Source organism: Aeromonas allosaccharophila (assembly GCF_016026615.1).
Taxonomy (GTDB): domain Bacteria; phylum Pseudomonadota; class Gammaproteobacteria; order Enterobacterales; family Aeromonadaceae; genus Aeromonas; species Aeromonas allosaccharophila.
This window is the reverse complement of sequence record NZ_CP065745.1, coordinates 1,722,702-1,734,990: the sequence shown is the minus strand read 5'-3', so window position 1 is coordinate 1,734,990 and position 12,289 is coordinate 1,722,702. Positions and strand designations below refer to the sequence as shown.

General features: G+C 49.9%; 6 protein-coding genes. 2 read left to right on the top strand and 4 right to left on the bottom strand.

Annotated elements, in window-relative coordinates; translation table 11 throughout:
- Positions 1 to 627: 627 nt before the first annotated feature.
- The 3 genes from I6G90_RS07685 to I6G90_RS07675 form a co-directional block, all read right to left on the bottom strand.
- Positions 628 to 2,139, bottom strand: coding sequence for an APC family permease (locus tag I6G90_RS07685; RefSeq protein ID WP_197930573.1), 1,512 nt, complete (start codon positions 2,137 to 2,139; stop codon positions 628 to 630).
- A gap of 79 nt (positions 2,140 to 2,218) precedes the next feature.
- Complete coding sequence (locus I6G90_RS07680) at positions 2,219 to 5,377, bottom strand: glycoside hydrolase family 2 TIM barrel-domain containing protein (RefSeq protein ID WP_197930571.1); 3,159 nt, start codon at positions 5,375 to 5,377, stop codon at positions 2,219 to 2,221.
- 961 nt (positions 5,378 to 6,338) lie between these two features.
- Positions 6,339 to 7,721: an amino acid permease gene (locus I6G90_RS07675; protein ID WP_005333893.1), complete on the bottom strand. Its 1,383-nt coding sequence runs from the start codon at positions 7,719 to 7,721 to the stop codon at positions 6,339 to 6,341.
- Between the two features lie 410 nt (positions 7,722 to 8,131).
- Between I6G90_RS07675 and I6G90_RS07670 the strand changes: the two genes are divergently transcribed.
- Positions 8,132 to 8,404, top strand: coding sequence for a hypothetical protein (locus I6G90_RS07670; protein WP_232254434.1), 273 nt, complete (start codon positions 8,132 to 8,134; stop codon positions 8,402 to 8,404).
- A gap of 251 nt (positions 8,405 to 8,655) precedes the next feature.
- On the opposite strand, the gene ppsR is transcribed toward I6G90_RS07670, so the two are convergent.
- Positions 8,656 to 9,468 (bottom strand): posphoenolpyruvate synthetase regulatory kinase/phosphorylase PpsR, encoded by an 813-nt coding sequence (gene ppsR / locus I6G90_RS07665; protein ID WP_197930567.1) that lies wholly within the window; start codon positions 9,466 to 9,468, stop codon positions 8,656 to 8,658.
- A gap of 348 nt (positions 9,469 to 9,816) precedes the next feature.
- Between ppsR and ppsA the strand changes: the two genes are divergently transcribed.
- Complete coding sequence (gene ppsA / locus I6G90_RS07660; protein WP_197930565.1) at positions 9,817 to 12,189, top strand: phosphoenolpyruvate synthase; 2,373 nt, start codon at positions 9,817 to 9,819, stop codon at positions 12,187 to 12,189.
- The last annotated feature ends 100 nt before the right edge of the window (positions 12,190 to 12,289 follow it).

Below are 12,289 nucleotides of genomic sequence, written 5' to 3'. Positions count from 1 at the left end.
TGTTGGTTGAGCTGGCGGAGGATTGCTATTGAGTTTCCAACTTAAATGTCACTTGTGGGGTCGCTAAGTTACTGAATCGATTGATCAGCTAGTTTCCAACTTAAATGGTCATGATCAGCTTGTGATCACGGACATTTAAGTTGGAAACTAACAATGCCCTGCAATCGCAGGGCATTTCTTTTGCTGTTTCGGTGCATTACATATGCTCCCATGTTAACTATTTTACTTCCACAGATGGCGATATCCCCAACTTGCCAGCCGCATGGTGCACACCTCTGGATTATTTCAGTCACAGTTGCTTATAGCGATGCCGCCAAGGATGCTTGGAAGCAGAAATCGAAGCATATCGCCAGCCAAGCCGAGAACGTGCTTCCTATCAGCGGGTAGTCGGTCAGGGCGATATCATGAGTAAGCCAAAACACAGTCGTTTGTTAAATTTATGCTCTGCTTCAACTTGGTATAGATTAACTCTGCTTATTTAGTGAATTAATTCCGTTTGTGATGAGCTCGATTTTAGCTTGAAAAATGTTCACAGCTTCACTTGTTACGGCACATGTAGGACAGTATTTGGTTATAAATAAAGCCCCAGTGGCTGGGGCTTTTTTAATGAATGTTTGATGTTAGTGACTACGAACTTACTTCTATTTTGTTGAAGTAAGAGTTGTCATCTGGGTTCTTTGCTCGCCATTTATTGTAAGACCATACACAATAACCCAATGCTGCGACGATGCTCATCGGTCCAAGCGCAAGTTGAATTAAAGAACCAACAAAATTCTCATTCCAGTTTTCTGGTCCTGGTACCAGAGCCGCAATTGTGGATGCAATAAATATTGTAGCGATAGGAACAACAGACAACAATGCCCATACCTTACTCTTCCCTAGGAAGTAGTAATCACGTTCGTAATCTGGGCGATCTGACTTCCAACGTAACTTGATATAGCCAATGATCATGAAGATAACCGGTAAAGTGGCTGCGCCACCATTCAGGTTTTTTACAGCAATGAGTATTGAGTTCATTCCTGAATCAAATTGACCAACCATGAACAGAATAATAATGATTGTGACCAGAATGCCTTGCATCTTCAGTGCATTTACGGGTGTTCCTTCATGATTTACCTCAGATAGTTTCTTGCCAAAAATCCCTTTTGGAGCATCAACAAACAGCATTTTCACCGGTGCAGAAGTCCACAACATCAAAGACCCACACAGTGTAGTGATCATCAGAAATAGAGCAATGACATTGGTCCACCAGACAGGAAAATCTAATTGCTGGAATGCAATGTAAATTGCTGACAATAATCCTAACTTTTCAGCCTCTTCAGCAGGGAGGATCATATTCATCAAGAGAGATGAAATAACGATGATTGTGGAGAAAATAAAGACGTTAAGGATCAGCCCAATCCGGAAGGTTTGGTCACCACCACGAATGTTTCTTTTGTAAGCAGCTAAAGCTTCCAAGCCACCCAGTGACTGTAATGCCCAAGACATCGATGCAATCTTGGACCAGGAGAGATCAAATTGATGGATGTACTCTGGAATAACCGGAGAGCCATCAAACACCACGGTGCCGAATGTCAATTTATATGCGGCTGATACAATGAACAATATGGTCAGGCCAAACCCGGCATAACCGGCAAATGATAGTGTACGGGATAACCATTTAGGCCCTTTCATGGAAACCCATGTAGCTAGCCAGAACAATGCAATAGATGTAAAACTGATGATTGGTTTGAACCAATTCTGATTAAGCAGGTTGGTAACGAAATCGACATCGCTGGATAATGTATATATGAAGTAAGTAATTACGTTCGGCAGCAAGTCAACGAAGTAAAAAATGTTTACGTAAAAATAGAAAAAGCCAGCAATAAATCCCATCTTTCTTCCTAGAATGAGATTTAACCAAGATTGGTATCCACTTTCAGACTCGCGTAATTTTTTAATTGATGAAAACTCAATTATCATAAATGTATAAGGAATTGCATATAATAAAGATGCAAAGACATACAGCAGCCATGAGTTTACGCCCCAGTCGGTGTATTGATTAACCACACCTTTCAGTACAAAACCACCACCGGCTATAGAAAAGAACAAGAATGTCATTAATGACATCTGGTATCTTGAATCAGTATTTTCTGACATGTAACCCACCTTTTCTCATGTAATCGTGTAACGTTGACAGTCACGAGTGCTCAGTTAGGAGCACTCGACATGACCGTTATTAAATGATCTCTTGTTGATTAGTTCTTACCGGTCTTACATAAAATCCGTAGTGATATCTCTGTGCGGGTAATTGATAGATTTCAGGTGGCAATGAACGCCATGAATTTTGCCCGCCAGTCCCCATTTGAGCTAAATCCAAATTCCACGTGGTGATATTGCCTGGTTGCACATCGATGCCATGTTTGCATGACATGGGGGTTAAGCCAGATGCACTATCGCTATCGGTGTCAGCAACAAAATCAAGCTCGTCTGCGGTAAATGGCCAAGCACTGGTATTTAATAAATCATGTTCTGCGATAGCCTCAAGGCCAAAACCATCTCGATTAAGCAAGCGTACCCAACGAACGTCCGTTTTATTTCCGCTCTCTTGAGGCCTTGGGTATGCATGGAATTGCTCCCAAGTTGTACCACCATATATTCCGACTTTTGCTCCCTTTCTATCTGAATAGGTTTCTACTGGACCTCGACCGAACCATTTTATATATTGATATTCCGCCGGCAGTGTGAGTTTTGTACCCATACGCATCATGATGGGTAGCTCTTTTTCCCCAGGAATAAAGTCTATGCAAATATGTATTTCTCCATTTGCATGGATAGAGTATGTCAGTATGTATTGGCTCTGTACTGTCGGAAGTTCAAATCTAGTGGTGATTACGATTTTATGAGCTGAAAGCTTATCTACTTCGAGAGAGGACAGCACTCTTTCTTGGGCTGCATATTTCCATACTGCCCCCCACTCAAAGACTTTTGCTCCCAGGTCATTATCGGTTAGACCACGCCAAAAGTTAGGTTCAAAACCAGTAGTGATAAGGTTTTTATTATCTACCACGAATTGATCCAGACGACCGTTACTACGGTTGAATGATATTGAGAAAAAGTCTCCATTTATATGAAGATTGTTTTTATCCTCTTGTACGTCTAGTACTGAAGACGTGAGTGTATCGGAATGTTTGAAAACTGATGTGGGAGTCAAGTTAAACTGATCCCAGGCAAGTTCATATCCTATACCAATTAAAGGGATATCATTTTTTGTTACTGCACTGAGGGTGAGTAAATACTCTTTATTATGTTGAAATTCAATTTCATCAAGTGGGATATGGATTGAATAGCGTTCTGCAGGACTGATAGCCACTGAGCCCAGGCTGCCTGTAGCAAACACATTTCCGTCAATGGATATTTGATAGTGAATATCAAGGTGTTCTAAACTGATAAAGTCATAACGGTTTTCTATTTCAAAATGCCCAGTAGCGATATCTTTTGAGTGGAACCTAACTGGTTGGTAAACTTTCTTGACTTCAGACATATGTGGATGTGGAATCCGATTTGGTGCAACCAGACCATCATTCATAAAATTTCCATCACTAGGTTTATCCGGATGATAATCTTTACCGTAACCCCAGAATTTTTGCCCTCGGTTATTAACCAGTTCCAGAGCATGATCCATCCACTCCCAAATAAATCCACCCTGTAAGTTACTATTACGGTCAATTATCTGCCAGTAGTCATTAAGAATACCAATAGAGTTCCCCATCGCATGAGCATATTCGATCATGATCATTGGCCGCTCGCTTCCCTGCTTGGCAAATTCCTCCAAGCGCTCGAGAGATGGGTACATTGGGCAGACAATATCAGTATAAAACTCTTCACCTGCTGGTTCATATTGAACTGGGCGGCTACTGTCTTTATTTTTTATCCATTTATATAATGTTTCAAATACACACCCAGTGCCTGCTTCATTTCCCATAGACCATATAATTACACAGGCATGATTTTTGTCTCGTTCAACCATGGCTTGAACTCGATCTAGATGAGCGGGGATCCAGGACTCATCGTTGCCTATTTGTGTTTCTGGTGTTAACGCTAACGGATGTGATTCAATATTTGCTTCATCAACGATATATATTCCATATTCGTCACATAATTGATACCAGCGTGAATGGCATGGGAAATGACTGGTGCGAACAGCGTTAATGTTGTGCTCTTTCATCAGTCTAATATCAATCAACATATTCTCTTCTGTAGGAACATGGCCTAATGTGGGGTGTAATTCGTGGCGATTCACCCCTTTAATTTTTATAGGTTTACCATTTACAGTCAACTGACCACTAACAATTTCAATATGTCGAAAACCGATCTTGTGGCTTGTGGTTTCTATGATCTCACCCTGTTCGTTAGTTAACGTAAGCAGTAGTGTATACAGATTTGGTGCTTCAGCACTCCAAAGGCGTGGCTTTTCAAGCTGATCAGTAAAATAAAAAGTTTGCTTGGAATCGTTTATTTTGAAATGTACATGTTTGTCAATAATGACATTGAAATCGTTTGAGTCATCAAGTAGCTGACAGCTCAACACAAGCTCATTTTTCTGAGTGTCATAATGCATTATGTCAATGCTGACATCGAAAGTACCCTGAGTAAAAGACTTGTCAAGCTGTGGCTTGCAATGGAAATCGTAAATTCGAGATGTCCCTGTGGAATATATAAATACCTCGCGTTCCAAGCCGGACATATCAAGCATATCCTGTTTCTCTACGTAGCTGGCATTAGACCATCTGTAAATTTCAAGAGAAATTGAGTTTTCACCCTGCCGAATATATGGTGTAATGTTAAATTCTGCCGGATTTTTGGCATTCTGGCTATAGCCTACACGATGACCATTTATCCAAATAAATGATGCCGTTCTTGCTCCTGCCAGCTGCAGAAATACCTGCCTGTTAGACCAACTTTCATCCAAGGAGAAGGTGCGGCGGTATGAACCTACCGGGTTATAATCACGTGGAACTTCCGGCCAGTTGGTAGTGAAAGGGAATCGCTCATCAATATAAATTGCTTTATCAAATCCTTGAGCTTCCCAGTTGCCAGGTACCTGGATTGTTGACCAATCAGAAGCATCATAATTTTCTTGATAAAAATCCTTGGGCCTTGACTCCGGATTCAGTGCGCAGTTGAATTGCCACAATCCATTCAAAGATAGATAGTTCTTTGCATCATGATGAGTGTTTTGTATGGCAAGATACTTGTTGGTAAATGGAAATATATATGGTCTCGGTGCTTCCTTGTTGATGCCATTGATTTGATGATTTTCCATCACCATAGGAACATGATTATACTCTTCGTATAACGAGATTATTTTTTGCTTGTCGAAAACTACAGCACTCATAGTCATTTATCCTACGTCTAAGTATGAAGTTTGTGAAACAAAGTTACAGCAGCAATAAATTTCAAATAAAATAACCGTGTTCCTGCGATGTATAACGCGAGGCTAATATGGGGTAAAAAATTGCGTCATATAAGATTAATGATAAAGCCAATCAGTGATTTACCTGCACATGCAGATATACAGTCCCTCGGCAATTATATTGAAAATGAAAAGCATATTATCACCGCCAGGAATATAGAATAACGAAACGAGCACACTATATAAGGTGCGAAGACTCGGTTTTCCTATGTGCTGTAGAGTATCCATTGGTAAAGTTTTACTTGTTATTTAAGTAAAATTTACCACTTGCAACACGCAGGTTATGCGTGTTGTGTCACAAATATTGAGTTTATGCTCACTATCGGGTGCTTTGATTCACATCTGGTACTGCGTCATTGGCAAAATCTGAAGGAAAGGCGGGTGTTTGGAGATGCCTGGCCGCGAACATCCGACCGGTACTTTTGCATGGATTTATCAGAAGAGCGTGATGTGATGGCTCGTGCTATGTCGCTTCAAAAGGTCAATCTGCAGGCTTGCTCAGGATGGTTGCTCAATGAACGGGGCGATGAAGCCGTCATCGACTTTTGGACCTGGCCCTCAGAGGTCTGTACATGGCATTCAATGTATTTCGCTATGTGAGCCGCACATATGACCGTGCGGTGGCATCGTTGAAAGTGGCCTAGCGGTTAACTGATACTTTCGGGAGTGGACTGGCTGCATTCGATCCGTTTCGCAGTAGATAGATCAAGCCAGCAATCGCTGTTGATATGGTTCTACAACATACCTCTTTGGTACAGCAGTAAAGAGTCAGCGGTGCTGGATCTCGGCCCACATCTTTATCGCAGGCAGGATGACTGATATGAACAATAAAAAACGCCGATCATCCGATCGGCGTTTGCATTGATGTCGCTAGCTGCAGGCATTAACCCAGATTGGCAGCGACCTTGCTTTGGGCTTGTCCTTTGCGCTTGATGACAAAGCCAATGCCCAGAACCACCAGCCAGGCGGGGATCAGTTCGACCGAGATCCGGAAATCGGGGGTCATATACATGATCACCAGGATGCCAGCCATAAAGGCGAGGCAGAGGTAGTTACCGAAGGGGTACCAGAACGCCTTGAACTTGGGCTGGACACCTTCTGCGACCTTGGCCTTGCGGAACTTGAGGTGCGCGAGGCTGATCATCGCCCAGTTGATCACCAGTGCGGAGACCACCAGCGCCATCAGCAGGCCAAACGCCTTGCCCGGCATCAGGTAGTTGATCAGCACGCAGAGCAGGGTGGCGATCGCCGAGACCGAGAGGGCAACCAGCGGTACGCCGCTCTTGTTGGTTTTGAGCAGGGCTTTCGGGCCGTTGCCCTGTTTGGCCAGACCGAACAGCATCCGGCTGTTGCAGTAGACGCAGCTGTTGTAGACCGACAGCGCTGCTGTCAGCACCACGATGTTGAGCACGGTGGCGACCAGATTGCTGTCCAGTGCGTGGAAGATCATCACGAACGGGCTGCCGCCTTCCACCACTTTACCCCAGGGGTAGAGGGACATCAGAATCGCCAGGGCGCCGATGTAGAAGATGAGGATACGGTAGATCACCTGATTGGTGGCCTTGGGAATGCTCTTCTCGGGGTTGTCCGCTTCCGCGGCGGTAATGCCTACCAGCTCCAGACCGCCGAAGGAGAACATGATCACCGCCATCGCCATCACCAGACCGCTGATGCCGTTGGGGAAGAAGCCGCCTTGGGCCCACAGGTTGGTGACGCTCGCCTCGGGGCCGCCGGCACCAGAGATGAGCAGATAGCCGCCAAAGCCAATCATGCCGATGATGGCGACCACCTTGATGATGGCGAACCAGAACTCCATTTCGCCAAACGCTTTGACGTTGGAGAGGTTGATGGCGTTGATCAGCACGAAGAAGAAGGCTGCCGACATCCAGGTCGGGATTTCGGGCCACCAGTACTGGACATAGATGCCCACCGCGGTCAGCTCGGCCATGCTCACCAGCACATAGAGCACCCAGTAGTTCCAGCCGGACGCAAAACCGGCAAACTCGCCCCAGTATTTGTAGGCAAAGTGGCTGAAGGAGCCGGCTACCGGCTCTTCCACCACCATTTCACCGAGCTGGCGCATGATCAGGAAGGCGATAAAGCCGCCGATGGCGTAGCCAAGCAGGACCGAAGGGCCTGCCATCTTGATGGTTTGGGCAATGCCCAGAAAGAGGCCGGTGCCGATGGCGCCGCCCAAAGCAATCAACTGAATGTGGCGGTTTTTAAGGCCGCGCTTCAGCTCCTCACCGTCTTGTTTCAAATCCATGGGTCTGTCCTTACGTCTCTGTTGTCTCTGGTCGGTGTTGGGCTCATCCTGAGCAGGCCGCAGTGCGTAGCCAAAACCTGACGAAAGCTGTATTTATTTCGTTACGCCATGCCATTTTCAATTTTTAGTGTTGGCTGGCAGCCGAAGCAGAATAGTGATAATCCGCCATTAATGCACCTGTTTTCCATCTCTAATGGCCGTATTTTGTACCAATGTCAGCTTTTTCATGATCTGGAGAGGCTTGTTAGTAGTTTTTGATTGATGTTTGCGCAATCGAATTCCGTTTTGTTGACATTTGGTGCTATCGGTGAGCTTTTTTGGTGCTGAGCCATAGGTGGATGCAAATGATGCCAAACGAGCGAGAGTGCAGGGAAGAGTGCGGGGAGTTGGAGCACAGGGAACGCGAAAGCGTGCTACAACAAGGGGTTGGCTGGGGAGTGCTGGTAGCGCTCTGGTTAGGGATTGCCGCCAGTCCGCTGTTGTTGCTGGTGGCCGCAACCATGCTGTTGGGCTGGCTCTCGCTCGGTGATCAGGGGTTGCTGCACTACTGGCAGCCGCTGTTGCTGGTTGGCGGGGTAACGGGTGCTGTTGCTGGCGGTTGGTTGGCAGAGCGGGTTCGCCTGCGCCACGGCTTGCTGGCCTTCTATGCCCGGTTGATGAACAACCCCGAACTCAATCGTTAGTTAACTCTGGCTGTTCGCAGAGCAGAGCACAGTAGAGCAGAGCGGAACAAAACGGCGGCTAACGGGCGGCAGGCGCGCAACGGCAGGTTGGAACAGGTTGGCAAGCAGAGGGATAAGCATTTGTGGTGATTATCCCTTTTTTATCCACGCTTTTCACTGTTATCTATGCAAACCACAACTTACAACAGCTGACTTTTACCGCCGATCTGGGGTTTTTATCTTTTGTTGATGTCGATAGCTGTCAAGCTGGCTTAACAGAGCTGGCGACGCAGACCGGTCGCCTCGAGGACCTTGGCGCTGATCTCCTCCACCGAGTGGGAGCTGGTATCGAGAAAGCGGATCGCCTCCTGGCGAAACAGTCGCTCCACGCAGGCCAGCTCCTGCTCGCACTGTTCGATGGAGGAGTAGCGGCTGTTGGCGCGGCGCTGGTTGCGGATCTCGTGCAGCCGCTGCGGCGCTATGGTGAGGCCGAACAGCTTGTGGCGGTTGGCCTTGAGGGCGCTCGGCAAGTCCAGCGTGCCCATGTCCTGCTCGATAAAGGGGTAGTTGGCGGCCCGGATGCCAAATTGTAGCGCCAGATAGAGGCTGGTCGGGGTCTTGCCGCAGCGGGAGACCCCGATCAGGATGATATCCGCCTCATCGTACTCTTTGGTGGTGATGCCATCGTCGTTGGCCAGCGCGAAGTTGACCGCCTCGATGCGATCGTCATAGAGCTTGCGGTTCTCCATGCCGTGGGTGCGGTGGAGGCGAGGCTCGGCTTTTACCCCCAGCTCCTGCTCCAGCGGGCTGACGAAGGTGTTGAGAAAGTCATGGCCGCACGCTTCCGATTTGAGCACCTCTTCCCGTACCAGCGGGTCGACGATGGTGTGAAACAGGATGGGGCGCACCCCGGTCTGGCGGAACTGCTCATCGATCCGCATCCTCACCTGACGGGCTTTCTCCAGTGTCTCCACAAAGGGGATAGTGATCTGCTCGAAGGCCAGCGGAAACTGGCTCAGTACCGCGTGGCCGAACACTTCGGCGGTGATGGCGGTGCCGTCTGAAACATAAAATACGGTGTGCACGTGGGGCTCCTGTGATACCGGCGGGTGGGGTCGCATGGGGTAAAGGGTGAGAAGTATCTCTCGAAACCATACCAGTTTTGTCAACCGGTCTGCTGTGCCCAAGTTGTGAAGTGGCTTGCAAACCTGAATCGTTATCTTTTTGTGTCGCCATTGTAGAATGTTCCGGTCATTCGACCATCCCCAACGCTTGCTCGGGGATTTTTTTGAAAACCAATAGAAAACGTTTTCATGGTCGTTGGCAACAAAAGAAACAGACAATAACGCACCTGACTTACCCATAACCTCATCGATTAAATCGGGCGCACGAGGTGCTATGGCATCGGTGCCCACCAACCTGGAGACATCCAAGTGCAACAGTACGTGCTCTGGTACGAACAACTCGGAATGCAGGACGTAGAACGTGTTGGCGGCAAAAACGCATCCCTTGGCGAGATGATCAGCAACCTCTCTGGCGCCGGTGTATCCGTGCCGGGGGGCTTTGCCACCACCGCTTTTGCGTTTAACGAGTTTCTGGAGTCAAGCGGCCTCAACGGCAAGATCCACCATCTGCTCGACAATCTGGACGTGGACGATATCGCCGCCCTCAACCGGGCCGGTCAGCAGATCCGCGACTGGGTGATCGACGCCCCGTTCCAGCCCGAGCTGGAGCAGGCGATCCGGGTGGCCTATGAGAAGTTGAGTGCCGGTGTCGAGGCTTCGTTTGCGGTGCGCTCCTCCGCCACCGCCGAGGATATGCCGGACGCCTCCTTTGCCGGCCAGCAGGAGACCTTCCTCAACGTACGTGGCATCGATGCCGTCATGACGGCGGTCAAGCATGTGTTTGCTTCTCTGTTCAACGATCGCGCCATATCCTATCGGGTGCATCAGGGCTATGACCACAAGGGCGTTGCTCTTTCGGCCGGGGTGCAGCGGATGGTGCGATCGGATCTCGCCGCCTCTGGCGTGATGTTTACCCTGGATACCGAGTCGGGCTTCAACGACGTGGTGTTCATCACCGGGAGTCAGGGGCTGGGGGAGATGGTGGTGCAGGGGGCCGTCAACCCGGACGAGTTCTATGTGCACAAGCCGACCCTCAAGGGGGGCCGCCCGGCGGTGGTGCGCAAGACCCTCGGTTCCAAGCTTATCAAGATGACCTACTCGGACGATGCCGGTCATGGCCGTCAGGTGAAGATTGTCGACACCGATGAGGCCGAGCGCAGCCGCTTCTGTATCACGGATGCAGAGGTGATGGCGCTGGCGAAACAGGCCCTCATCATCGAGCAGCACTATGGCCGCCCGATGGATATCGAGTGGGCCAAGGATGGTCAGGATGGCCAGCTCTATATCGTGCAGGCGCGCCCGGAAACCGTGCGCAGCCGTCAGGAGGCCAACACCCTCGAGCGGTTTGCCCTCAAGCAAGCGGGCAAGGTGCTGATCGAAGGGCGTGCCATCGGCCACAAGATCGGCGCAGGCCCGGCGCGAGTCATCTCCTCCATCAGCCAGATGGACGAGGTGCAGCCCGGCGACGTGCTGGTGACCGACATGACCGACCCGGACTGGGAGCCCATCATGAAGCGGGCCTCCGCCATCGTCACCAACCGTGGCGGCCGCACCTGTCACGCCGCCATTATCGCTCGCGAGCTGGGCATTCCGGCGGTGGTCGGCTGTGGCAACGCCACCGATCATATTGAGCCGGGTCAGCGGATCACCGTCTCCTGCGCGGAAGGGGATACCGGTTTTATCTATGACGGCGAGCTGGACTTCGACGTGGCGGTGACCGAGGTGGGCAACATGCCGCGGCTGCCCATCAAGATCATGATGAACGTCGGTAACCCGGATCGGGCCTTCGACTTTGCCCAGTTGCCCAATGCTGGTGTCGGGCTGGCGCGACTCGAATTTATCATCAACCGGATGATCGGGGTGCACCCCAAGGCGCTGCTGGCGTTTGACCAGCAAACGCCAGCGCTGCAGGCCACCATCGCCAAGATGATCGCCGGTTACGACAGCCCGCGGGAGTTCTACGTGGCCAAGCTGACCGAGGGGATCGCCACTCTGGGAGCAGCCTTCTGGCCGGAGCGGGTGATCGTGCGGATGTCGGACTTCAAGTCCAACGAGTACGCCAATCTGGTGGGCGGTCGTGACTACGAGCCTCACGAAGAGAACCCGATGATCGGTTTTCGTGGCGCATCCCGCTACATCGCCGACAGCTTCCGCCCCTGTTTTGCCCTCGAGTGCGAGGCGATCAAGCGGGTGCGCGATGTGATGGGGCTGACCAACGTCGAGGTGATGATCCCCTTCGTGCGCACCGTGGGCGAGGCGGAGCAGGTCATCGACATCCTGGCCGAAAACGGCCTGCGCCGCGGCGAGCGGGGGCTCAAGGTGATCATGATGTGCGAGATCCCGAGCAATGCCCTGCTGGCGGACCAGTTCCTCGAGCATGTGGACGGCTTCTCCATCGGCTCCAACGACATGACCCAGCTCACCCTTGGGCTGGACAGGGATTCCGGGCTGATTGCCCACCTGTTCGACGAACGCAACGAGGCGGTCAAGGCGCTGCTGGCGATGGCCATTCAGGCAGCGCGCAAGGCGGGCAAGTATGTGGGGATCTGCGGCCAAGGCCCATCCGATCACCCGGACTTCGCCGCCTGGCTGGTGGAGCAGGGGATCGATTCGGTGTCGCTAAACCCCGATACCGTGGTCGATACCTGGCTTTATCTGGCGGAGCAGCATGGCGCCAAGTAAGCCACTGTTGTAATGAGCAGCACAGAAAGGGGGCCATGATGGCTAATGCCGATCAGTTAAGGATCCATTGACCGATCCTCCTGATGTGTAAAAATCCGAA

Excerpts from the sequence above, each read along its gene's own strand:
- I6G90_RS07685 (WP_197930573.1), bottom strand. The coding sequence starts at position 2,139 with ATGTCAGAAAATACTGATTCAAGATACCAGATGTCATTAATGACATTC.
- I6G90_RS07680 (WP_197930571.1), bottom strand. The coding sequence starts at position 5,377 with ATGAGTGCTGTAGTTTTCGACAAGCAAAAAATAATCTCGTTATACGAA.
- I6G90_RS07675 (WP_005333893.1), bottom strand. The coding sequence starts at position 7,721 with ATGGATTTGAAACAAGACGGTGAGGAGCTGAAGCGCGGCCTTAAAAAC.